This is a genomic window from Blastococcus sp. HT6-4 (assembly GCF_039679125.1).
Classification (GTDB): domain Bacteria; phylum Actinomycetota; class Actinomycetes; order Mycobacteriales; family Geodermatophilaceae; genus Blastococcus; species Blastococcus montanus.
On the sequence record NZ_CP155551.1, the window covers coordinates 3,459,798 to 3,481,450 of the forward strand.

The 21,653-nt window shown below is 74.6% G+C and carries 28 protein-coding genes; 17 read left to right on the plus strand and 11 right to left on the minus strand.

All coding sequences use genetic code 11. The annotated features are described in order from the left end of the window. The first annotated feature begins 3 nt into the window (after window positions 1-3). A complete protein-coding gene (locus tag ABDB74_RS16425; protein WP_346619832.1) occupies window positions 4-606 on the plus strand; it encodes a dTDP-4-dehydrorhamnose 3,5-epimerase in 603 nt (200 codons plus the stop codon). Here the strand turns inward: ABDB74_RS16425 and ABDB74_RS16430 are convergent. Next, window positions 592-987 (minus strand): S26 family signal peptidase, encoded by a 396-nt coding sequence (locus ABDB74_RS16430; RefSeq protein ID WP_346619833.1) that lies wholly within the window; start codon window positions 985-987, stop codon window positions 592-594. The two genes, ABDB74_RS16425 and ABDB74_RS16430, sit on opposite strands and share 15 nt — an antisense overlap. 50 nt (window positions 988-1,037) lie before the next feature. Between ABDB74_RS16430 and sodN the strand changes: the two genes are divergently transcribed. The 8 genes from sodN to ABDB74_RS16470 all read left to right on the plus strand — a co-directional run bounded on the left by sodN (window position 1,038) and on the right by ABDB74_RS16470 (window position 6,220). Continuing rightward, window positions 1,038-1,442: a superoxide dismutase, Ni gene (gene sodN / locus ABDB74_RS16435; protein ID WP_346619834.1), complete on the plus strand. Its 405-nt coding sequence runs from the start codon at window positions 1,038-1,040 to the stop codon at window positions 1,440-1,442. Between the two features lie 181 nt (window positions 1,443-1,623). Continuing rightward, entirely contained in the window at window positions 1,624-2,850 is a 1,227-nt protein-coding gene (locus ABDB74_RS16440) for a PP2C family protein-serine/threonine phosphatase (protein WP_346619835.1), read from the plus strand. 50 nt (window positions 2,851-2,900) lie between these two features. After that, the gene (locus ABDB74_RS16445) at window positions 2,901-3,545 is read left to right on the plus strand and encodes a phosphatidylserine decarboxylase (protein ID WP_346619836.1); all 645 of its coding nucleotides are present in this window, start codon (window positions 2,901-2,903) and stop codon (window positions 3,543-3,545) included. Window positions 3,546-3,556: 11 nt separating this feature from the next. After that, entirely contained in the window at window positions 3,557-4,384 is an 828-nt protein-coding gene (pssA, locus tag ABDB74_RS16450) for a CDP-diacylglycerol--serine O-phosphatidyltransferase (RefSeq protein WP_346619837.1), read from the plus strand. After that, window positions 4,381-4,863 (plus strand): GNAT family N-acetyltransferase, encoded by a 483-nt coding sequence (locus tag ABDB74_RS16455; RefSeq protein WP_346619838.1) that lies wholly within the window; start codon window positions 4,381-4,383, stop codon window positions 4,861-4,863. The genes pssA and ABDB74_RS16455 overlap by 4 nt, the downstream gene beginning before the upstream one ends. A gap of 81 nt (window positions 4,864-4,944) precedes the next feature. Further along, the gene (locus ABDB74_RS16460; RefSeq protein ID WP_346619839.1) at window positions 4,945-5,226 is read left to right on the plus strand and encodes a cupin domain-containing protein; all 282 of its coding nucleotides are present in this window, start codon (window positions 4,945-4,947) and stop codon (window positions 5,224-5,226) included. A 2-nt stretch (window positions 5,227-5,228) separates the two neighbouring features. Continuing rightward, the gene (locus ABDB74_RS16465; protein WP_346619840.1) at window positions 5,229-5,414 is read left to right on the plus strand and encodes a hypothetical protein; all 186 of its coding nucleotides are present in this window, start codon (window positions 5,229-5,231) and stop codon (window positions 5,412-5,414) included. A gap of 65 nt (window positions 5,415-5,479) precedes the next feature. Then, the gene (locus tag ABDB74_RS16470; protein ID WP_407062177.1) at window positions 5,480-6,220 is read left to right on the plus strand and encodes an HAD-IIA family hydrolase; all 741 of its coding nucleotides are present in this window, start codon (window positions 5,480-5,482) and stop codon (window positions 6,218-6,220) included. 81 nt (window positions 6,221-6,301) lie between these two features. Here ABDB74_RS16470 and ABDB74_RS16475 read toward each other — a convergent pair whose 3' ends face one another. After that, window positions 6,302-6,784 carry a hypothetical protein gene (locus ABDB74_RS16475; protein ID WP_346619842.1) on the minus strand — a complete coding sequence of 161 codons (483 nt, stop codon included), beginning with the start codon at window positions 6,782-6,784 and terminating at the stop codon, window positions 6,302-6,304. Between the two features lie 92 nt (window positions 6,785-6,876). On the opposite strand from ABDB74_RS16475, the gene ABDB74_RS16480 reads away from it, so the two are divergent. Both ABDB74_RS16480 and ABDB74_RS16485 read left to right on the plus strand, forming a co-directional pair. Next, entirely contained in the window at window positions 6,877-7,902 is a 1,026-nt protein-coding gene (locus ABDB74_RS16480; RefSeq protein ID WP_346619843.1) for a diacylglycerol kinase family protein, read from the plus strand. A gap of 280 nt (window positions 7,903-8,182) precedes the next feature. After that, the gene (locus tag ABDB74_RS16485) at window positions 8,183-8,434 is read left to right on the plus strand and encodes a WhiB family transcriptional regulator (RefSeq protein WP_346619844.1); all 252 of its coding nucleotides are present in this window, start codon (window positions 8,183-8,185) and stop codon (window positions 8,432-8,434) included. 123 nt (window positions 8,435-8,557) lie between these two features. Here the strand turns inward: ABDB74_RS16485 and ABDB74_RS16490 are convergent, their stop codons facing one another. Next, window positions 8,558-10,039: a sensor histidine kinase gene (locus ABDB74_RS16490; protein WP_346619845.1), complete on the minus strand. Its 1,482-nt coding sequence runs from the start codon at window positions 10,037-10,039 to the stop codon at window positions 8,558-8,560. Between the two features lie 39 nt (window positions 10,040-10,078). On the opposite strand from ABDB74_RS16490, the gene ABDB74_RS16495 reads away from it, so the two are divergent. Next, window positions 10,079-10,576: a GNAT family N-acetyltransferase gene (locus tag ABDB74_RS16495; protein ID WP_346619846.1), complete on the plus strand. Its 498-nt coding sequence runs from the start codon at window positions 10,079-10,081 to the stop codon at window positions 10,574-10,576. 28 nt (window positions 10,577-10,604) lie between these two features. Here the strand turns inward: ABDB74_RS16495 and ABDB74_RS16500 are convergent, their stop codons facing one another. Next, the gene (locus ABDB74_RS16500; RefSeq protein ID WP_346619847.1) at window positions 10,605-10,829 is read right to left on the minus strand and encodes a biotin/lipoyl-binding carrier protein; all 225 of its coding nucleotides are present in this window, start codon (window positions 10,827-10,829) and stop codon (window positions 10,605-10,607) included. A gap of 56 nt (window positions 10,830-10,885) precedes the next feature. Continuing rightward, window positions 10,886-11,935, minus strand: coding sequence for a biotin carboxylase N-terminal domain-containing protein (locus ABDB74_RS16505; protein ID WP_346619848.1), 1,050 nt, complete (start codon window positions 11,933-11,935; stop codon window positions 10,886-10,888). 171 nt (window positions 11,936-12,106) lie between these two features. Here ABDB74_RS16505 and ABDB74_RS20745 point away from each other — a divergent pair, with 171 nt between their 5' ends. Further along, window positions 12,107-12,181: a 50S ribosomal protein bL37 gene (locus tag ABDB74_RS20745; protein WP_014377707.1), complete on the plus strand. Its 75-nt coding sequence runs from the start codon at window positions 12,107-12,109 to the stop codon at window positions 12,179-12,181. 84 nt (window positions 12,182-12,265) lie between these two features. On the opposite strand, the gene rsrA is transcribed toward ABDB74_RS20745, so the two are convergent. Beyond that, window positions 12,266-12,607, minus strand: coding sequence for a mycothiol system anti-sigma-R factor (gene rsrA, locus ABDB74_RS16510; RefSeq protein ID WP_346619849.1), 342 nt, complete (start codon window positions 12,605-12,607; stop codon window positions 12,266-12,268). Further along, complete coding sequence (locus ABDB74_RS16515; RefSeq protein ID WP_346619850.1) at window positions 12,607-13,299, minus strand: sigma-70 family RNA polymerase sigma factor; 693 nt, start codon at window positions 13,297-13,299, stop codon at window positions 12,607-12,609. Before ABDB74_RS16515 ends, rsrA begins: the two co-directional genes overlap by 1 nt. Window positions 13,300-13,496: 197 nt before the next feature. Between ABDB74_RS16515 and ybaK the strand changes: the two genes are divergently transcribed. Continuing rightward, complete coding sequence (gene ybaK / locus ABDB74_RS16520; RefSeq protein ID WP_346619851.1) at window positions 13,497-13,970, plus strand: Cys-tRNA(Pro) deacylase; 474 nt, start codon at window positions 13,497-13,499, stop codon at window positions 13,968-13,970. Between the two features lie 10 nt (window positions 13,971-13,980). Here ybaK and ABDB74_RS16525 read toward each other — a convergent pair whose 3' ends face one another. Both ABDB74_RS16525 and ABDB74_RS16530 read right to left on the minus strand, forming a co-directional pair. After that, window positions 13,981-15,543, minus strand: coding sequence for a fused MFS/spermidine synthase (locus ABDB74_RS16525; RefSeq protein WP_346619852.1), 1,563 nt, complete (start codon window positions 15,541-15,543; stop codon window positions 13,981-13,983). Between the two features lies 1 nt (window position 15,544). Continuing rightward, a complete protein-coding gene (locus ABDB74_RS16530) occupies window positions 15,545-16,291 on the minus strand; it encodes an SOS response-associated peptidase (RefSeq protein ID WP_346619853.1) in 747 nt (248 codons plus the stop codon). Between the two features lie 139 nt (window positions 16,292-16,430). On the opposite strand from ABDB74_RS16530, the gene ABDB74_RS16535 reads away from it, so the two are divergent. From ABDB74_RS16535 to rsgA, 3 genes are read left to right on the plus strand one after another with little or no spacing between them, the layout of a single operon-like run. Beyond that, the gene (locus tag ABDB74_RS16535) at window positions 16,431-17,894 is read left to right on the plus strand and encodes an NAD-dependent succinate-semialdehyde dehydrogenase (RefSeq protein ID WP_346619854.1); all 1,464 of its coding nucleotides are present in this window, start codon (window positions 16,431-16,433) and stop codon (window positions 17,892-17,894) included. A gap of 46 nt (window positions 17,895-17,940) precedes the next feature. Beyond that, window positions 17,941-19,221, plus strand: coding sequence for a 3-phosphoshikimate 1-carboxyvinyltransferase (gene aroA, locus ABDB74_RS16540; RefSeq protein ID WP_346619855.1), 1,281 nt, complete (start codon window positions 17,941-17,943; stop codon window positions 19,219-19,221). A 26-nt stretch (window positions 19,222-19,247) separates the two neighbouring features. Then, on the plus strand, window positions 19,248-20,237 hold the full coding sequence (gene rsgA / locus ABDB74_RS16545; RefSeq protein ID WP_346619856.1) for a ribosome small subunit-dependent GTPase A: 990 nt from the start codon (window positions 19,248-19,250) through the stop codon (window positions 20,235-20,237). Here rsgA and ABDB74_RS16550 read toward each other — a convergent pair. Continuing rightward, window positions 20,231-20,962, minus strand: a complete 732-nt coding sequence (locus ABDB74_RS16550; protein ID WP_346619857.1) for a hypothetical protein — start codon at window positions 20,960-20,962, stop codon at window positions 20,231-20,233. The genes rsgA and ABDB74_RS16550 overlap by 7 nt on opposite strands. Before the next feature lie 124 nt (window positions 20,963-21,086). Further along, window positions 21,087-21,623 carry a DUF2087 domain-containing protein gene (locus tag ABDB74_RS16555; RefSeq protein WP_346619858.1) on the minus strand — a complete coding sequence of 179 codons (537 nt, stop codon included), beginning with the start codon at window positions 21,621-21,623 and terminating at the stop codon, window positions 21,087-21,089. Window positions 21,624-21,653 lie beyond the last annotated feature (30 nt).

Consider the following 21,653-nt stretch of genomic DNA (forward strand, 5'->3'; position numbering starts at 1 on the left):
CCCGTGGAGATCCGCGAGCTCGCCGTCCCTGACAGCTACGTGCTCGACCTGGTGCCGCACGGGGATGCGCGGGGCCGTTTCACGGAGTGGTACCGGGCCGACGTGCTGTCCCAGACAGTGGGACACCCGCTGCCCCTCGCCCAGGCCAACCACAGCGTCTCCTCCAGGGGCGCCCTGCGCGGGGTCCACTTCGCCCTTGTGCCGCCCGGGCAGGCCAAGTACGTGTACTGCCCGGCCGGACGGGTGCTCGACGTCGTCGTGGACGTGCGGGTGGACTCGCCGACCTTCGGGGTCCACGACTCCGTCGTCCTCGACGGCGAGCAGCCGCGTGCGGTGTACCTCGCGGAGGGGCTCGGGCACGCGTTCGTCTCGCTCGCCGACTCGAGCTCGGTCACCTACCTGGTGTCCTCCGGCTACGACCCCGCCCGGGAGTTCGGCGTCTCCCCGCTCGACCCCGAGCTCGACCTGCCCTGGCCGGCCGACCTGGAGCTGGAGCTGTCGGCCAAGGACCGGGCCGCGCCGACGCTGGCCGAGGCCCGGCAGCAGGGCCTGCTGCCGACCATGGCCGAGTGCGCCGCCCGGTACGCCCGGCTACGCCGGGTCTGACGGGCGGGCGGGCAGCCGGCCGGGACGCGGCCAGACCCGTCCCACCACCCGCCCGACGACGACGGCGGTGCCGAACGCCCGGCTGTCGTCGGTGACGAACGGGTTGTCGCCCTCGACCCAGTAGCCCCCCGGGACGACGCGGCGCACCCGCTTCACCACCAGCAGCTCCGGGCGCGCCGGGAACCGGGCCAGGACGACGTCACCCGGCCGCACGGCGCCGCGTCGACCGCCGGCCGGAGGGACCCGCCGGGCCAGCAGCCGGTCCCCGGACCGGACCGTCGGCGACATCGAGGGGCCGCTCACCCGCACCAGCGCCCACGCGCCGGGCAGCGGGGCCGCCCCTGCGGTCCCGCGCTCTCCCACACTGTCCGCACCGGTCACCGCGAGTAGGGTCGCAGAGGACACAACCCACGACCTTCGGAGGCATCTCCATGCGTCTCACCCGCATGTTCTCCACCGTGGAGGCCACCGCGCACTGCGACCTCCCCTGCGGCGTGTACGACCCGGCCCAGGCCCGCATCGAGGCGGAGTCGGTCAAGGCCATCCAGGAGAAGTATCAGTCCAACGAGGACCCGGTCTTCCGCCAGCGCGCCGTGCTCATCAAGGAGCAGCGCGCCGACCTGGTGAAGCACCACCTCTGGGTGCTGTGGACCGACTACTTCAAGCCCCCGCACTTCGAGAAGTACCCGCAGCTGCACGAGCTGTTCAACAAGGCCACCAAGCAGGCCGGTGGCCCCGCCGCCAAGGGCAGCATGGACCCGGCCGAGGGCCAGAAGCTGCTCGACTACATCGCCGAGATCGACAAGATCTTCTGGGAGACGAAGGCCGCGGCCTGACCTTCCCCGCACCGCCTCGGACGGCGCCGGCCGACTCCCGTCGGCCGGCGCCGCCCGTCGTCCGCCCGCCGGACCGCGGACATCCGTGGTGAACAGCACGTTCACCCGCGGCGCCGTCCGGGCACCCAGGACGAACGCGTGGGCGCGACGGGGCGTCCCCATGCCCGAGTCAGGAGTCTCCGTGATCGACGTCGGCGCCGTGCTGCAGAAGGTGGAGGCGGCAGCCCCCATCGAGGCCGTCGAGGTCGTCGCGGCCGAGCTGGGCGACATGGTCGACGCGACCGCGGTGACGCTGCTCCTCGCCGACTTCAGCGGGCGGGCCGTCGTCCGCCTGACCTCCGCGGGCCGCGTGGACGGCGCGCGCAGCCACGGCACGGACCAGGCCGAGACGCTCCCGCTGCCCGGCTCGCGGTACGAACAGGTCCTGCGCACCCAGCAGGCCGACGTGGAGCCGACCGACGGCGGCGCCCGGATGGTCGTCCCGGTGACCGACCGCGGGGACGCCATCGGGCTGCTCGAACTCGACCTCCCGCGCTACCCGTCGAGCGACGAGGTCGCCGACATCGGCAGCGCCGCCCACGCGCTGGCCTACGTGCTCATCGCCGCGCGCCGGCACACCGACGTCTTCGAGTGGGGGCAGCGCTCCACGCCCTTCGCGCTCGCCGCGGAGATCCAGCGCCGGCTGCTGCCGGCCTCCTACACCTGCGAGGCGGGCCAGTTCACCCTCGCCGGGTGGCTGGAGCCGGCCAGCTCGGTGGGTGGCGACACCTTCGACTACACGCTGGACCGCCACTGCCTGCAGCTGTCCATCACCGACGCGGTCGGGCACCAGGTCGAGGCCGCGCTCCTCGCGACGCTGCTGGTCGGGGCGCTCCGGAACGGGCGCCGCAAGGGCCTGGACCTGGCGGGTCAGGCCCGGTACGCCAACGACTCGCTCGCCGAGAGCTTCGAGCCGGGCCAGTTCGTCACCGGGCAGCTCCTGCGGGTGGAGCTGGACACGGGCGTCGCGGCGATCGTCAACGCCGGGCACACGCTCCCGCTGCGCCTCCGGGACGGGGAGGTGACGGAGGTCGAGCTGGCCGTGGAGCCCCCGTTCGGCGTGGTCCCGGGCAGGGAGTTCGCCGTGCAGCCGTTCCCGCTCGAGCCCGGCGACCGGATCGTGTTCCTGACCGACGGCATGCTCGAGCGCAACGCCGCCTCCCTCGACGTCGCGGCCGCCCTGGCCGGCAGCGCGGCCCTGCACCCCCGGGAGGTCGTCCACGAGCTGGGCGCGGCGGTGCTGAAGGCCACGGGGGGCGACCTGCGGGACGACGCCACGATGGTGTGCCTGGACTGGTACGGGGGCCCTCCCCGCGGGCGCATCACCGAGTTCGGCGCCGACCCCGGCCGCGCCTCCGCGCCGGCCTGACCCCGGACCTGCGGGCCGCCCCGCTGGCGGCCCGGTACCGTTCGGACACGATGCGCATCGACCGGGCCGGGTGGCCTTTCATCACCGGACCCCTCCTCCCCGCCGCTGTCCTCGGCGCGGCCGGACGCCGACGGGCCGTCTGGCCGTTCCTGGCCGTCTCGGCGTACATGGCCCTGTTCTTCCGCGACCCTGACCGTCGCTGCGACACCGCGCCGTCGGCGCCCGACGACGTCCTGTCGCCCGCCGACGGCGTGGTGATGGTCGCCGGCGAGCCGCAGGAGGGGGTCGCCCCCGACGGCGACTGGCAGCAGGTCAGCGTCTTCCTCTCCGTGGTCGACGTGCACGTCAACCGCTCGCCCTACCACGGGGAGGTCGTGCAGAGCTCCTACAGCAAGGGCAGCTTCCTCGCGGCCTACCGCAAGGAGTCGGCGCACCGGAACGAGCGCACCGAGCTGTGGCTGCGCGACGGCGAGCGCACGGTCGTCTTCCGCCAGATCGTCGGCGTGCTGGCGCGGCGGATCGTCACCCGGACCGGACCCGGGCAGCACCTGGCCACGGGCGAGCGGATGGGCCTGATGAAGTTCGGCTCGCGCATGGACGTGTTCGTGCCGCGCGAGTGCACGATCACCGTGACCAAGGGGCAGCGCGTGCGGGGCGGCGAGACCGTCATCGCCCGCTGGCCCTCGGCCCGCTGAGGGAGGGCACCGTGCCCAGCTCCGCATCCGGCGAACGCCCGCCCCAGACCCGCCGCACGGCCACCGTGGAGTTCGTCCGGGGCTCGGTCCGGGGCTCGCGCCGCCGGGCGCTGGCGACGCTGCCGAGCCTGTTCACGCTCGCCAACATGCTCTGCGGTTTCGCCGCGATCCTGGTGTCCATCCGGGGCCAGTACACCCTGGCCGCGGTGCTGATCGGCCTGTCGGTGCTGTTCGACATCACCGACGGCGCCGTCGCCCGCCTGGTCGGCGCGGTGACGCCCTTCGGCCTGCAGTTCGACTCGCTGGCCGACCTCGTCTCCTTCGGCCTGGCCCCGGCGCTGCTGGCCTTCACCCTGTTCTCCGAGGGACGGGACGCGTGGGACCCGCTGGGCTGGATCGTCTGCTTCCTGTGGGTGGCGTGCGCGGCGATCCGGCTGGCCCGCTTCAACACCACGATCGACCCGACCGCCGACAAGCGGTACTTCACCGGCATGCCCAGCCCCGGCGCCGCAGGCGTCGTGCTGGCCTCGGTGTTCGCCTTGGGCGACGACATGCAGGGCCGCGACCGGCTCTGGGTGCTGCTGATCGTGGCGGTCCCGGCGGTGCTGATGGTCACCAACGTCCGCTTCCGCTCCTTCCGCTCGCTGGTCAGCCCCAAGAGCGGCCGTCCCTACGGGCTCGTCGCCACCGCGGTGGCCCTGGTCATCGGGTTCGCGGTCGCGCCGGTGGTCACCGGTATCGCGCTGGCCTACGGCTACCTGTTCGCGCCGGTCCTCGTCCCGGTGCTCGCCCCGCTGGGCCGGCTGGTGCCGGCGCGGGTGAAGGAGGTCCTGTCATGACGGTGCGGCCGATCCGTCGGGACGACGTCCCCGCCGTCGTGAGCCTGGTGCGGGAGCTGGCCGAGTACGAGAAGGCGCTGCACGAGGTGCGGCTGACCGAGGAGCAGCTCACCGCCTGCCTCTTCGGGGAGTCCCCGGCGCTGTTCGGCCACGTCGCCGAGTCCGCGGACGGCGAGGTCGTCGGCATGGCGCTGTGGTTCCGCAACTTCTCCACGCGGCGTGGCACCCACGGCGTCTACCTCGAGGACCTCTACGTCCGACCCCAGCACCGCGGCACGGGCCTGGGCCGGGAGCTGCTGCGGACGCTGGCAGCCGTCTGCGTGGAGCGCGGCTACTCCCGGCTGGAGTGGTCGGTGCTCGACTGGAACGCCCCGTCGATCGACTTCTACAAGGCCGCCGGCGCCGTCCCGATGGACGAGTGGACCGTCTTCCGGCTCACCGACGAGGCGCTGTCCGCGTTCGCCGCCGACCGGCGCTGACCACACCGCGCGCCGGCCCCTGGACCGGACCCGGCCCACGGGCCACCCTGTCCTGACCGGTTCCTCCCCGAGGAGCGAGTCATGGACCGAGGCTTCGTGACACACCGCGACGACGCCCCCGCGTACTGGACGCTGGGCGAGCTGATGACCGTGCTGGCCACCGCGGAGCAGACGGGCGGCGCCTTCAGCGTCCTCGAGGAACGGCTGCCCCGGGGCGCCGAGCCACCGCCGCACGTGCACCACCGGGAGGACGAGTCGTTCCTCGTCCTGGACGGTGAGCTCACCGTCCGGGTCGGCGACGACGTCTTCCACGCCCGCCCGGCTCCTTCCTGTTCTGCCCCCGCGACGTCCCGCACCTCCTGACCGTGGAGTCCGACGAGGTGCGGATGCTCACCCTGTGCACGCCCGGCGGGGTGGAACGGCTGTTCGTGGAGCTGGGGGGACCGGCTCCCGCCCGGTCGCTGCCGCCGGACGACGGCGCGCCCGACCTCGAGCGGGTCGTGACCCTGGCCGCGCACCACGGTGCGGCGGTGCTGACCGACTGGCCGTGACCGGAGGCGCTAGCGTTCGACCCGTGACCACCGAGCGCGGACCGATCGAGTGCTGGCTGACCGACATGGACGGCGTCCTCGTCCACGAGGGGCAGGCCCTGCCCGGCGCCAGGGAGTTCCTCGACCGCCTGCTGGAGCGGCGCCGCCGGTTCCTCGTGCTCACCAACAACTCGATCTTCACCCCGCGCGACCTCGCGGCCCGCCTGAGCCGATCCGGCCTGCCCGTGCCGGAGGGGTCCATCTGGACCTCCGCCCTGGCGACGGCGGACTTCCTCACCACCCAGCTCCCCGGCGGCTCGGCGTACGTGATCGGGGAGGCCGGGCTGACGACGGCGCTCTACGAGGCCGGTTACACGCTCACCGACACCGACCCCGACTACGTCGTCCTCGGCGAGACCCGCACCTACTCGTTCGAGGCGATCACGCGGGCGATCCGGCTCGTCGCCGACGGCGCCCGGTTCATCGCCACCAACCCCGACGTCACCGGCCCGTCCCCCGAGGGCCCGCTCCCGGCCACCGGATCGGTGGCCGCGATGATCACCGCGGCCACCGGCGCCAAGCCCTACTTCGTCGGCAAGCCCAACCCGATGATGTTCCGCAGCGCGATGAACCGGATCGAGGCGCACTCGGAGTCCACGATCATGGTGGGTGACCGCATGGACACCGACGTCGTCGCCGGCATCGAGGCCGGCCTGGAGACGGTGCTGGTGCTGTCCGGGTCCACCTCGGCGGCCGACGTGCCCCGCTTCCCGTTCCGGCCCAGCCGGGTGTGCGACTCCATCGCCGACGTGATCGAGCTGGTCTGACCACGGCGCAGGAAGCCATGCCTGCGGTTCCGCCGCCCGCTCCGCAGGCATGGGTTCCTGTGCCCGGGCGGGTGGCGTCGCTCAGCGGTCCAGGTAGGCCAGCCGCGACTCGGGGGTGGCCAGCAGGTACAGCACCGCGCCGACCAGCGCGAGGATCGGCAGGCCGATCAGCGGCTGCTGGGCCGAGAAGGCGAAGGTGAAGCCGGTCAGCCCCAGGAACAGCTGCAGGGCGATCACCGGGCCACGGGCCCACCCCGCCACCCGCCACAGGCCGCGCGCTCCGGCGCCGAGGACGCCGGCGGCGAGCGCGACCAGCACCACCTCGGCCAGGGCCCGGGGCACGCTCTCCGGGGCGCCCGTCAGCGTGAGGAACAGCAGCACGAGCGCACCCAGCCCGAGCAGCGCCGCCTCGAGCCCCACCGCCAGCGCGGCCCGGCGCAGCGACGGCGGCGCCTCGGTGTGCGGCGTCGCGGGGCGCGGAGCCGGCTGCGCCGCCGCGGGGCCGAACAGCCGGTCGGCGAGGCGACGCGGCGGCGGCGACGACGCGCTGCGGTCCTCGGTCACGACGGCGAGACTACGCGCGCGCCCGGCGTCCGAGAGCCGCTGACCCGGGCTTCCTCCGGCGACCGCCCCGGGCCGCTGGTTAGCCTGGCGTCATGCGCGCGCTCGTGGTCGTCAACCCGGCGGCCACCACCACGACCGCCAAGATGCGGAACGTGCTGGTCGGCGCCCTCGCCAGCGAGCTGAAGGTCGACGTCGCCGAGACCGCTCACCGGGGGCACGCCCGGGAGCTGAGCGCGCAGGCGGCCGCAGAGGGCATCGACATCGTGGTCTCCCTCGGCGGCGACGGCACCGTGAACGAAGTGGTCAACGGGCTGCTGACCGACGGGCCGCGACCGGGGTTGCCCGCGCTGGCCGTCGTCCCCGGCGGCTCCACCAACGTCTTCTCCCGGGCGCTGGGCCGGTCCCGCGACCCGGTCGAGGCGACCGCGGAGCTGCTCGCGTCGCTGCGCGCGGGGCGCACCCGCCTGGTGTCCCTCGGCACGGCGAGCGCCACCGGCACCAGCACCGCCGCGGTGACCGGCGTCGCGCCGGCGGTGGCCGAGGCGGTGGCGCGCGCCGACGCCGCGGCCGACGCCCCCGGGTGGAGCGAGCCGCGCTGGTTCGTCTTCGCCGCCGGCTTCGGGTTCGACGCGGAGGTGATCGCCCGCGTGGAGGCCCGCCGGGCGCAGGGCCGCCGCTCCACCGGCGCGCTGTACGTCCGCGAAGGCACGAACGCCTTCCTGTTCGGCCGCGAGCGGCGCCGTCCGGCCATGACGCTGCAGCTGCCGGGCGAGCCGCCCCTCGAGGAGTTGTTCCTCTGCCTGGTCTCCAACGTCAGCCCCTGGACCTACCTGGGCGCCCGTCCGGTCAATCCGACCCCCGAGGCGTCGTTCGAGACCGGCCTCGACGTCTTCGCGCTGGGCCGCACGGGCACCGTCCGGATGCTGCGCGCCCTGCGGCAGACCATGCGTCCGGAACCGGACCTGCGCGGACGTGGCCTGCACCGGTTCCACGACCTCCAGGAGTTCACGCTCACCGCCTCCCGCCCGCAGGGGTGGCAGCTCGACGGCGACCACCTCGGCACGGCCACCGGGATGCGCGTCCGCAACGTCCCGGACGCGCTCCGGGTCATCGCCTGACGACGTTTCTCGAGCATTCGGGAGGGGCAATCCCTCCGCCGAGTGGCCGGCCTATCACGACCGTGGTGAGGTTGCTCACGCGGGGGTCTGCGCTGACCCCGTTTCCCTTGACACGCGTCCGGCACGTGAAAACATCGCTGCTGGAACGCAACCTGCCGGTAACAAGTGCAGGCAGTCGCTGCCGCCATGGCGCTGGGTAACCGGTGTCGGCCCGGCGAAGGCGGACCGAGCAAGGGCGACTGACGTACCTACCGTTGACGACATCGAGGAGTACAACGCCATGGACTGGCGCCACCGCGCGCTCTGCCGCGACGAGGACCCGGAGCTGTTCTTCCCGATCGGGACGACCGGCCCCGCCCTGGTCCAGATCCAGCAGGCGAAGGCCGTGTGCCAGCGCTGCCCGGTGGTGCAGTCGTGCCTGGACTGGGCGCTGCGCTCGGGCCAGGACTCCGGTGTCTGGGGTGGCCTCTCCGAGGACGAGCGGCGCGCGCTGAAGCGCCGGCAGGCTCGTACCCGGGTGCACACCGCCTGATCAGGAGCACGACCGGCCGCGGGGACGCCCCCGCGGTCACCGCACCAGCGCGATCGCACCGACCGCCACGAGGCCGGTCCGGGACACCTCCCGGGCCGGCCTCGGCGCGTCCGGACCGGTCGGTCAGCGACGGGGCATCCCGCTACCGGGAAGGGTCAGCACGACCTCCGTGCCCGGCCGGCCCTCCGGCGTCCCCATGGTCAGGCTGCCGCCGAGCTCGCTGGTCACCAGGGTGCGCACGATCTGCAGCCCCAGGCCGTCGCTCGCCGCGGGATCGAAGCCCGCGGGGAGCCCCCGCCCGTCGTCGCGGACCCGGACGACCAGCTCACCGCCGTCGCGCTGGGTGATCAGCTCGATCACCCCCGGCTCCCCGTCCGGGAAGGCATGCTCCGCGGCGTTGTGCAGCAGCTCGGTGATCGCCAGCACCAACGGCGTCGCCGCGGCCGCCGGCAGCTCCCCGAACGAGCCGACGCGGCGGGTGCGGGCGGCCGGCCCCACCGACGTGAGGTCGCCGAGCATCGGCAGCACCTGGTCGAGGATGTCGTCGACGTCCACGACGTCCTCCCGGCTGCCGGCCAGCGTCTCGTGCACCACCGCGATCGACGCCACCCGCCGCACCGACTCCTCGAGCGCGGCCCGGGCGGTGGGCTCGGTCATCCGCCGGGCCTGCAACCGCAGCAGCGCGGCCACCGTCTGCAGGTTGTTCTTGACCCGGTGGTGGATCTCCCGGATGGTCGCGTCCTTGGTCAGCAGCGCACGATCGCGCCGCCGGACGTCGGTCACGTCCCGGACGAGCACGAGCGCCCCGGGTGGGGCGCCCGGGGCCTGCAGCGGCAGCGCCCGCAGCAGGAGCGTGGCGCTGGGCCCCTCGACGTCCACGGGGTCGAGGTACCGCCCCGCCACCGCCGCGGCGATCCCGGCGGCCGCCGCCTCCCCCGCCACGCGGTCGACGACCGCCCGGCACGTGACGTCGGCGAGGGTGGCGCCGGCCAGGTCACCGGCCACCCCCATGCGCCGGTAGGCCGAGAGCGCGTTCGGGCTGGCGTAGGTGACCCGCCCACTCCCGTCCAGCCGCACCAGTCCGTCCCCCACGCGGGGGCTCATCTCCGCGTCCTGCAGCTTCGCCGGAGGGAACGTGCCCGCCGACACCATGAGGCTCAGGTCTGCGGCGATGTCGAGGTAGGTCAGCTCCAGCGTCGAGGGCGAGCGGGTGACCGCCAGGCTGGTGTCCTTGGCCAGGACCGCGATCGCCACGCCCTCGTGCCGGACCGGGATGACCTCCCGCCGGCGGGGGGTCGCCCCGGACCTGTCCGGCTCCCCCGCCGTGACCGGCTGCCCGTCGCGGAGGGCGGCGGCGAACGGCTCGGCCGCCGCGGAGTGCACCTCCTCGCCCACCATGTCCTCCGGACGGCTGGTGGGGGCGGTGAGCGGGCGGACCTGCGCCACGCACCACCACGTCCCCGAGGGCAGCGGGACCCACAGCGTGAGGTCGGCGAAGGCGAGGTCGGCCAGCAGTTGCCAGTCGGCGACCAGCCGGCGGGCGTGGTCGACCTGGGCCGGGCTGGACGCCGTGCCCCGGGTGAGGCGCGCGGAGAGGCTGCTCATCGTGTGCCGAGCCTAGAGAGGGGCCTCTAGGCTGCGTGCGTGCTGCCCGCCCCGGCCCTCCGCATCGGGACCGCCACCCCGGAGGACCACGATCGCATCGCCGAGCTCACCGTCGCGGTGTACGTCGGTGGCGGCCTCTCCTCACCCGGGTACACCGCCGAGCTGGCCGACGTGGCGGGCCGCGCCCGGCTGGCCGAGCTGCTGGTGGCCCGGGACGGCAGTGGCCGGGTGATCGGCAGCGTGGCGTACGTGCCCGCGGGCGGCTTCGGCGAGGTCCTGACCTCCGACGACGAGGCCGGCTTCCGCATGCTGGTGGTCGACCCGCTCGTGCAGGGCCGGGGCGTCGGCGCAGCCCTGGTGGAGGCCTGCCTGACGCGCGCCCGCACGGCCGGCAAACGGCGGGTCGTGATCTCCACCGGCACCCGGATGGCGACCGCCCAGCGGATGTACCGGCGGCTGGGCTTCACCCGGCTGCCCGAGCGGGACTGGAGCCCGTTCCCCGGCATCGACCTGCTGGTGTACTCGCGGGAGCTCTGAACGGACCCTCCCGGACGCCCGGGAGACGTCAGCCGTCGGAGACGGTGGCGATGAGGTCGCCCTCCTGCAGGACCTCGCCCTCCACGACGTGGAGCTCCGCGACCGTGCCCGCGCGCTCGGTGAGCACCGGGATCTCCATCTTCATCGACTCGAGGATCACCAGCGTGTCACCGGCGGCCACGGGCGCCCCCGGGCTGACCAGCACCTTCCAGACGCTGGAGACCATCTCCGCATGGATCTCCTCGACCGCCACCGGAACCTCCCACGCCCACCGTCCTGACCTGCCCATCCAAGCACGCGGGCGCGGGATCAGGCCCCCGGTGCGGTCCGCACCGCGGCGAGTCGGCCGAGCACCGCGCACACGTCGGCACCGTCGTGGGGCACGCCGGGCCCGGACAGCCCGGACAGCGCCGCGCTCGCCGCCCGGGCGGCGGTCGCCGTGTCGTCGGCACCGGCGCTCACCGTGGCCAGCAGGGCGTCGTACCACCCGTCGAGCCGGTCGCCGGGGTCGTACCCGCTGACCGCGACGAGGTCGACGCCCGCCGTCGGCGCGGGCAGGCGCCCCGAGCCCGGCAACGGGCCGGAGACCCGCCCCGCCGTCCCGGGCGGCAACGTCGCGCGCAGCTGGACGGCGACGGCTGCGCAGGGCTCAGCACGCCCCTGCGGACCCGGCCCGGCGACCCGTGGGCCGACCGCGCTGCGCAGCGCGAGCTCCACCGCACCGACGCCGTGCGCGCGCTCCAGGACCGCCATGTCCAGCGAGAACCCGGCGGCCACCTCGGCCAGCTCGCCGTCCGGCGCGATGCCGACGGTGACCAGCCCCCGCCAGCCCACGTCCGCCAGCCGGTGAGCGGCGACGGGCAGCTCCCCCGGCTCGTCCGGCGTCCAGGAGACCCGCGCGATCCCCGCGGCGCGGTCCCGGGCCACGGCGGTGGCGAACCGGAGACCGTCAGCGGTCACCCAGGCCAGGAACCCGCGTTCGCTGGCCGGCTCCACACCGTCCCCACCCAGCCGCTCCAGCACGTCCGGATCGGGCCCCGCCCAGCGCAGACCGGCGGCGTGGACCGCTCCGGCCAGCCGGGCGTTCCCGGCCAGCGCGGGCGGGACGGGGAGGACGGTGTCGGCCCCCGTGCGCCGGGCGGCCTCGACGATCCGGTCGACGGCGAGGTAGGACTCGGCGGCCGGCGCCGGCCCCAGCAGGACGGCGTCGTCGGCCAGCCGCACGTGCCGTGCCGCGCGCTCGGTCTCGCTGTGCACCGCGACCGCCTTGACCCCCAGCCGCTGGCAGGCGGTCACCGCGGCGCATCCCGCGGGGCCCCGTCCCGCGACCAGGACGGTCTCGATCCCCAGCTGCGGCACTGCTGTTCCTCCTGCGTAGCCCTGCCCGGCGCACGGCCGGCTTTCCCCGTGAGAGGCTTGTCGGGTCAGCTTGGCGGGTCCCTCGGCCACGCGCACCCTACGTGCGCGGTGCCGCGGCCCCGCGAGAACCAGGGCCGCACCGGCCACCGGCAGCGTGAGAGGAGGGCAGCGATGTCCAAGCGCGGACGCAAGCGTCGCTCTCGCAAGGGGAACAAGGCCAACCACGGCAAGCGCCCGAACGCTTGAGCACGTGCCCCTTCGCCCTGCGAAGGGGCCGGATGCGAGAGGCCCAGAACCCGTCGGGTTCTGGGCCTCTGGCGTTCAGCGGTCCTACGCGGTGGGGCGCTCCCCCGACCGCTCGATCGTCAGCCGCTCGACGCTGACCGAGGTGCCGTCCTCCTCGAAGGAGACGCTGGTCAGCTGCATCTTGATGCGTTCCCGCAGCCCCGACGGCGGCTTGTCCCCGCCGCAGCGCCGCCGTACCAGGGCCTTGAACTCCTGCTCGATGCCGAACTCGCGCAGACAGGAGGAGCAGTCCTCGAGGTGCTCGGCGATGACGGCGCGTCGCTCGTCCCCGGTCTCGTGGTCGAGGAACTCGAAGACGTGCGACAGGACGTCGTCGCAGGAGTCGATCCGGATCGGCTCGCCGGCCCGTGCAGCGTCGTCGCCCATCAGTGGCTCGCCTCCTCACCGGCTCCGGCGCGGACGAATCCGCGCTCACGGGCGTAGTCGGCCAGCAGCTTCTGCAGCCCCCGGCGACCGCGGTGCAGGCGGGACATCACCGTGCCGATGGGCGTGCCCATGATCTCGGCGATCTCCTTGTAGGCGAACCCCTCGACATCGGCCAGGTAGACGGCCAGCCGGAAGTCCTCGGGCAGCTGCTGCAGGGCGTCCTTGATGTCGGAGTCCGGCAGGTGGTCCAGTGCCTCGATCTCGGCCGACCGCAGGCCCGTGGAGCTGTGCTCCTCGGCCGCGTAGAGCTGCCAGTCCTGCACCTGCTCGGTGGGGTACTGCTGCGGCTGGCGCTGCTTCTTGCGGTAGCTGTTGATGTAGGTGTTGGTCAGGATCCGGTACAGCCAGGCCTTGAGGTTGGTGCCCTCGGCGAACTGGTGGAACGCGGAGTAGGCCTTCACGAAGGTCTCCTGCACCAGGTCCTCGGCGTCGGCCGGGTTGCGGGTCATCCGCAGGGCCGCCGGGTAGAGCTGGTCCAGGTAGGGCAGGGCGTCGCGCTCGAACCGGGCGTCCCGCTCGGCGCGGGTCTCGGCGAGCTCCGTGCGGCTACCGCCCTCGCGCGCCTCCGGCACCTCCACCGGGGCGGGCTCGGGCAGCTGTCCGGTGTTGTCGACCGCGGAATCCTCAGGCACCGACCGTCCTCTCCGGGGCCCCCGGGTGCGGGGCACCACGTCGGTCGATCCTAGCCGCGCGACGTCCGGGCGGCCCGGGGGACGCCGGTGCACGGCCCGCGTTCGGGTGGTCGAGACGCTGCTGCTCACGGCCGGTGCAACGGCACCGGCTCCGGCGGCCATTCCCGGCAGGCGGGGAATGGCTACGCTGCGGCGCCGTGGCGGCAACCCCGGCGGTGCGGGTGCTGGAGCGGGCGAAGGTGGCCCACACCCTGCACCCCTACGACTCCGAGCACCCCGCCGAGCAGGGGCACGGCGAGGCCGCCGTCGTCGCTCTCGGCGCCGATCCCCGCCAGGTGTTCAAGACGCTGGTCACCCGCGTCGACGGCACGCTCACCGTCGCGGTCGTCCCGGTCAGCGGGACGCTGGACCTCAAGGCGCTGGCCGCGGCCGCCGGTGGGCGGAAGGCGGCGATGGCCGAACCCGCGGACGCGGAGCGCTCCACCGGCTACGTCCTGGGCGGCATCAGCCCGCTGGGGCAGCGCAAGGCACTCCCCACCGTGGTCGACGCCTCGGCCCTGGAGTTCGCCACCGTCCTGGTCAGCGCCGGGAAGCGCGGGCTGCAGCTGGAGCTGCCGCCGGCCGAGCTGGTCCGGCTGACCCGCGCCCGCACCGCACCGATCGGGCGGTGAGCGCGGGGGCTCAGCCGTAAGGGTTGATCAGCTGGTCGACCGGTGCGAAGTCGTCGGTGAGCACGGGGGCGTCGCCGACGAACCGGTCCAGGTCGTCCTCGTCCGCGACCTGCCAGGCCAGGTCGAACTCGGCCAGCGCGGCGGCGATCTCCTCGGCCGGCAGCGGCCGCTGCGAGGCGACGGCGACGAGGTTCCCGCCGTCCTGGCCCGCGAGGACGGGCGCACGGGCGAGCAGCAGCACGTGGTCGAACACCTCCCGCATGGTGGCCAGCTCCGCGCGGACGAAGTCCAGCGGCGGGTGGTCGATCAGGTTCACTGCGTAGACGCCGTCGTCGGCCAGCGCGCGGTCGATCAGCTCCAGCGCCTCCCGGGTGGTGAGCTGCCAGGGCACCGACAGCCCGCCGAAGGCGTCGCCGACGACGAGGTCGCGCGTCCCCGCCGGTTCCTCGGCCAGCCCCACCCGGCCGTCGGCGACCCGCACCCGCAGCTGCGCCGACGTGTCCAGCCCGAGCTGCTCGCGGTCCATGGCGACGACCCCCGGATCGACCTCCACCACCAGGCTCTCCGTCCCGGGCCGCACCTCGGCGAGGTAGCGGGGCAGCGTGAGCCCGCCCCCGCCGATGTGCAGCGCGGAGACCGGTTCGCCCGACGGGAACACGGCTCCGGTGACCGCGGCGATCGCCCGCACGTACTGGAACTCGAGGTAGGTCGGGTCGGCGAGGTCCACGTAGGAGTGCCGGAGGGTGTCGAGCATCAGGACCCGGCCGGACTCGCGGACGGGGTCGGCCACCACCCGGGCGCAGTGGTAGGCGGTCTCCTCCGCGCACGGGGTGGGGGCCACCGCGGCCAGCCCGCCCCCGACGACCGCGAGCACCAGCAGGCCGGTGGGCACAGGACGGGCGCCGGCGCCGCGCCGCAGCAGGAGGGCCACGGCCAGGCCGGTGGCCACGGTGACCGCACCGGTGGCCACGAGGATGACGCTGCTCGGCAGGATCGCCACGAGGACGAAGCCGGTGGCGAACGTGGCCGCGATCCCGCCGAGGGTGCCGATGCCCGACAGCCGCCCGACCACCGCACCGGTCTCGTGCAGGCTCGCCAGCTGCAGCTTGACCACCATCGGCGGTACGGCCGACAGCAGCGCCGCGGGGACCACCACCGCGACCGCGGCCAGCAGCAGCACACCGCCGGCGTCGGCCCCGGAGAGCACCGCACCGGTGAACCGGACGAGCGGCAGGACGGCGATGATCAGCGCGCCCCCGGCGACGAGCAGCGGGGCCAGCAGCCGGCGGGGGTCGGTGCGGTCGGCGGTCACACCGCCGATCCACGCACCGAGGGCGATCGCCGCCAGCGCGAAGCCGATGACCGCGGTGCTGGTCTGCACGGTGACGCCGACGTAGGGCGCGATCAGCCGCAGGCCCACGATCTCCAGCACGAGGACCGCCCCCGAGCTGAGGAAGGTCAGCGCCGCCGCCACCCACGTCGGGAGCGCGCCGCCGGGGGGCGGGGGCTCCGGCGGCAGGTCGTCGGCGGGCAGGTCACGGGTGGGCGGGGACTGCCCGGGTCCGGCGGCCACCTCAGAACAGCGCCGGCTGGTCGGCGGGCGGGGTGACCGTCTCGGCCCGGGCCACGAGCTCCGGCCCGTTGTTGCGCACGTTGTTCACCGCGGCGCTCACCGGCCGCAGCTCGAGGGCGGCGACGACCTCCGGCGGTGTGGGGGCGGCGAGCTCGGCGACGTCCTCCCGCGCCGGGTCGAGCCACGCGGCCCAGCGGTCCGGCGGCAGCACCAGGGGCATCCGTTCGTGGATCTCGGTGAGTGCCCCGGTGGCGGGGGCGGTGACGACGGTGCAGGTGTACAGCCGGTCCTCGCCCTTCCCCCACACCTCCCAGAGCCCGGCGAAGGCGAGCACCGACCCGTCCTCCGGGGTGATGAAGTAGGGCTGCTTGGCCGGGCAGTCCAGCCGCTTCGCCCACTCGTACCAGCCGTCGGCCGGTACCAGGCAGCGGCGGGACCGCGCCGCGGTCCGGAAGGCGGGCTTCTCGGTGAGCGACTCGAGCCGGGCGTTCAGCATCCGGTTGCCGACGGACGGGTCCTTGGCCCACGACGGGACCAGCCCCCAGCGGACCGCGCGCAGCTCGCGGTGCCCCCCACCGGTGGGCCGGCCCTCGGCGTCGCGCTCCCTGGCGTGCCGGACGACGTAGACGTCCTTGGTCGGGGCGACGTTGTGGTCGGCGGGCAACGCCGGCTGCCCGTCGGCCGGCACCGCCTCGAACTCGACCGCGAGGTCGTCAGGGCTGCGGCTGGCCGCGTAGCGACCGCACATGGGATCTCCTCCGGGACGGACCGGGATGACCGTTCGACTCTAGGTGCGCCCACCGACACCGGGTTGCGCGCGGGCGTGCGCCCGAAAGCATCGGGTAGCCCCCTAGGCGGATCAGCCGACGAGAGACGAGGATCACCGCGTGACCGCTACGCAGAACCCAGCCACCGAGCACCCGAAGACGGCCAGCGACAGCGCCGAGCGGCGCTACGCGACGGTCAACCCCTTCACCGGGGAGACGGAGAAGGAGTTCCCCTTCACCGAGACCTCGGCGATCGACGGGATCGTCCAGCGCGCCCACTCCGCCTACCAGGAGTGGCGGAACCGCCCGGTCGAGGAGCGCGCCGCCGTCGTCCGGCGCGCCGCCGAGCTGATGGACGAGCGCCGGGACGACCTCGCGACGCTGATCACCACGGAGATGGGCAAGCGCAAGGAGGAGGCCACCGGCGAGCTCTTCCTCTGCTCGATGATCCTCAAGTACTACGCCGACAACGGCCCCGGCTTCCTCGAGCCGACGTCCATCCAGCCGCTCATGGGCAAGGGCGAGGCGGTCGTGGAGACCCAGCCCGTCGGCGTCCTGCTGGCCATCGAGCCGTGGAACTACCCCTTCTACCAGGTCGTCCGCGTGGCCGGCCCGAACCTGGTGCTGGGGAACACGGTCATCCTCAAGCACGCCGAGAGCGTGCCGCAGTGCGCCGTGGCCATCGAGCAGCTGTTCGCCGACGCCGGCGCTCCCGAGGGCGTCTTCACCAACACCTTCCTGCGGATCGACGACATCGAGCAGGTCGTCGCCGACCACCGCATCCAGGGCGTGACCCTCACCGGCAGCGAGCGGGCGGGCAGCGCCGTCGGGGCGCTGGCCGGCAAGCACCTGAAGAAGTCGGTGCTCGAGCTCGGCGGCAGCGACCCGTTCATCGTCCTCGACGCCGAGGACCTTGCCGCCACGGTCAAGGCCGCCACCATGGGCCGGATGCAGAACACCGGTCAGGCCTGCACCGCGTCCAAGCGGCTGATCGTCACCGAGGAGCTCTACGAGCCGTTCGTCGAGGGCCTCAAGCAGGCGTTCTCGACCTTCGCCCCGGGCGACCCGGCCGACCCGTCGACGTCGCTCGCCCCCCTGTCGAGCGAGCGGGCCGCGCAGGACCTGCACGCGCAGATCCAGGACGCCGTCGACAAGGGCGCCACCGTGGTCGCCGGTGGCAAGCGCCCCGAGCACCCCGGCGCGTTCGTGGAGGCCACCATCCTCACCGACGTCACCCCGGAGATGCGGGCCTACCACGAGGAGCTGTTCGGTCCCGCGGCCGTCGTCTACAAGGTGAAGGACGCCGACGAGGCGGTCGCGCTGGCCAACTCCAGCGTCTACGGCCTGGGCGCCACCGTCATGAGCGGCGACCTCGACCGCGCGCGGGCGGTGGCCGACCGGCTCGAGGCGGGCATGGTGTGGATCAACCAGCCCACCGGCTCCTCCCCCGAGCTGCCCTTCGGCGGCGTCAAGCGGTCCGGCTACGGCCGCGAGCTGTCCGAGCTGGCCATGTTCGAGTTCGCCAACCGGCGGCTGGTCCGCACGGTGCCGGTGAAGAAGGCCGACCGCCCGCTCGGCGGCTGATCGGGTGCGCGGGCGGTGCGGCGCGGCGACCGGGCAGACTGGTGACGTGACAGACGTCTGGTCCGCGCCGCACCACCCGGCTCCCGTCGACGCCGTCGTGACCCTGCCGGGGTCCAAGTCGCTCACCGCGCGCGCCCTGGTCCTGGCGGCGCTGGCGGACGGGCCGAGCCGGCTGGTCCGGCCGCTCCGCGCGCGGGACACCGACCTCATGGCGGCTGCGCTGCGCGCCCTCGGGGTCGGCATCGACGACGACGGCGAGGACCAGGTGGTCACCCCGGGTCCGCTGCGCGGCGGCATGGAGGTCGATGCCGGGCTGGCCGGCACGATCCTGCGCTTCCTCCCCCCGGTCGCCGCCCTGGCCGACGGCCCGGTGCGCGTCGACGGGGACCCGCGGCTGGGGGAACGTCCCAACGCGGGGCTGATCGACGGCCTGCGCGGCCTCGGCGTCGACATCGACGACGGCGGGCGTGGCCGGGCGCCGTTCACCGTCCGCGGCACCGGCCGGGTGCCCGGGGGCACCGCGGTGGTCGACGCAAGCGAGTCCAGCCAGGTGCTCTCCGGCCTCCTGCTCGCCGCCGCCCGTTACGAGCGCGGCGCGGACCTCGAGCTGGTGGGCAGGCTGCCCTCCCTGCCGCACGTCGAGATGACCGTGACGACGCTGCGCGAGCACGGCGTCGACGTCGCGCGCACCGACCGCGGGTGGCGGGTCGCCCCCGGGCCGATCGCCGCCCTCGAACGGGTCGTCGAGCCCGACCTCTCCAATGCCGCGCCGTTCCTGGCAGCCGCCCTGGTCACCGGCGGCCGGGTGACGGTGCGCGACTGGCCGGAGGTCACCACCCAGCCCGGTGCGCAGCTGGACCGGCTGCTGTCCGCGATGGGCGCCGAGGTGACCCGCACCGCCGACGGGCTCCGGGTGACCGGCACCGGCACGATCCGGCCCCTGGTCGCCGACCTCGGCGAGGTGGGCGAGCTGACCCCGGTGCTGGCGGCGCTGTGCGCGCTGGCCGACGGACCCTCGGAGCTCACCGGCATCGGGCACCTGCGCGGGCACGAGACCGACCGGTTGCAGGCCCTCGACGAGGTGCTCGGCGCCGTCGGGGCGGACGTCCGCCAGCTGCCCGACGGGCTGGTGATCACGCCCGGACGACCGCGGCCCGCGCTGCTGAGCTCCTACGCCGACCACCGCATGGTCATGGCGGCCGCCGTCCTCGGGCTGGCCGTCGACGGGGTCCGGGTGGCCGACCCCGGCGCGGTCACCAAGACGCTGCCGGACTTCCGGGAGCGGTGGGCGGGCCTGCTGGGCGAGCCGATCGGGGCCGTCCCCTGAGCGGGAACCAGCGCGGGGCCCGGCGGATGGACGAGGACGACGTCCGGGTCCGGCCCAGCCGCCGCGGTTCCCGCCCCCGCACCCGCACCCGGCCCGCGCACGCCGACGCCGTCCCCGGGCTGGTCATCGCCGTGGACCGCGGGCGCATGACGGTGCGGGTCGACGGGCCCGACGGCGCCGTCGACGTGACCACCATGCGCGCCCGCGAGCTCGGCAAGCACGGCGTCGTCGTCGGTGACCGCGTGCGGGTGGTCGGCGACACCAGCGGCCGCACCGACAGCCTGGCCCGCATCGTCGCGATCGAGGAGCGGACGACCTCGCTGCGGCGCACCGCCGACGACACCGACCCCACCGAGCGGGTGGTGGTGGCCAACGCCGACCTGCTCGTGATCGTCACCTCGGTGACCGACCCCGAGCCGGCGCTGGGCTTCCTCGACCGCTGCCTGGTCGCCGCGTACGCCGGCGGGCTCGAGCCGCTGCTGTGCCTGACCAAGACCGACCTGGCGTCGCCGCGGCCGCTGCTGGACCGCTACGCCGGGCTGAGCCTGGACGCCGTCCCGATGTCGCTCGAGCTGCCGCTGGACGACCTCACCAGCCGGCTGCGGGACCGGATGAGCGTGTTCGTCGGGCAGTCCGGCGTCGGCAAGTCCACGCTGGTCAACCGGCTGGTGCCCGACGCGTTCCGGGCGACCGGCGACGTGAGCAAGATCGGCAAGGGGCGGCACACGTCGTCGTCCGCCGTGCTCTTCGACCTGCCCGGCGGCGGCACCGTCATCGACACCCCGGGGATCCGGTCCTTCGGCCTGGCCCACGTCACCGCCGACGACGTCCTGGCCGCCTTCGAGGACATCGCCGAGGCCGCCACCGACTGCCCGCCCGGCTGCGGGCACACCGCCGAGGACCCCGGGTGCGCGCTCGATGCCTGGGCGGCCGCGGGACCGCCGGCCCGGGAGCAGCAGCTGGCCGCCCTGCGGGTCCTGCTGGGCGCCGTCGGCCAGGTCGGCCCCGGCTACTGACGGCCGAACCAGCTCCGCCGCGGCTCGGTGAACAGGTCGTCGGGCATCGGCTCGTCGACCGCCTCGATCCGCAGGTCGTGGCCCCGTCCCGCGATGTCGCCGCCGATGGCCTCGGTGAGCACGCAGACGCCGGTCCGCACGTCCAGCCGCACCCGGAAGGCGTCGGAGTACTCCGCCAGGATGTGCTGCGGGTGATCGCGGTACTCGTCCAGGTCCACCTCGCGCGAGCGGAGCAGCGGGCAGCAGCCACAGCGCGGCTCGTAGGCCTCCGTCGGCCGGACGAGGGCCTCCCACGCCGGCCGCCCGGCGTGCTCGACCTCCGCCACGGAGTCCACCTCCAGCGCTGTCACCAGCACCTCGACGTCCTCGGTCTCCGGATCGCGGCCGTCGGCGAGCTCCGCCGGGTCGAGCATCGCCACCCAGTGGTAGTCCTGGTGCATCGGGTCGTCCAGATCGTGGTCCCACGACCGGCGCCACTCGGCCACCAGGCCGTCCGGCCCCAGCCGGGGCTGCGGTACCGCATCCCTCGGCGGCTCCCGGACCACCTGCAGCAGCGCTCCGTCGGTCCTCTCGACGCGGAGCAGGTCCGGACGACGCAGCCACGCCCGGACGGCACCGGGCTTCCACGGGTCGCCCGGCCAGCTGACCGAGAAGCGCAGCGTCTTCCAGCGCCACGGCGAGGAGCGCGCGAGGGCGGCGAAGGCGTCGGGTGACGGGCTGGGCACCCGGCCAGTCTGCGTCGTCGGCGGGCTGCTGACGAGCGACTTGTCGACACCACCGCCTGTCGACTCGTCGTGGTGTCGACCGCCTGGGACACCACGACGAGTCGGCAACGGGCGGGCGGTCCGCTCAGACCTCCACGTAGCCGCCGCTGCGCCAGTAGACGCCCGCCCGGCGGGTGAGCAGCCCCTCGTCGACCAGGTAGCGCCGCAGCGCCGCGACGTCGGGGTGCCAGACGGCGAGCAGCGCGTTCACCTCCCGCTCGGGGTAGCGGACCCCGGGTTCGAAGACCCGCACCACGTGGTCGAGCACGACCAGCCGCTTGGTGCGCTGGGCGGGGATCGACACCAGCCGGCCGTCGCGGACGAAGGTGGTGAGCACGCCGTTCTCGACCGGGTCGTCCGAGAGGGGCTCCGGGGCCGGTGCGGCCTCGGCGGCGGCGCGGGCGGCCGCGCCGAACCGCTCGGTGTGCAGCGCGAGGGAGTGCCCGTCCCGGTCCACCAGCCCCGCGCGGGCCAGCCGGCGGGCGGCCAGCGCGACCTCCTTCAGCGACAGACCGGACGCCGCGGCGACGTCCTCGATCGTCGTGGCACCGAGCGCCAGGGCCGCGACCACCTTGAGGCGCACCGGCTCGGCGAGCAGCCCTGCGATGGTCGCCGCGTCCACGTCCCCGACGGTATCCGTGCATCGCCGGCG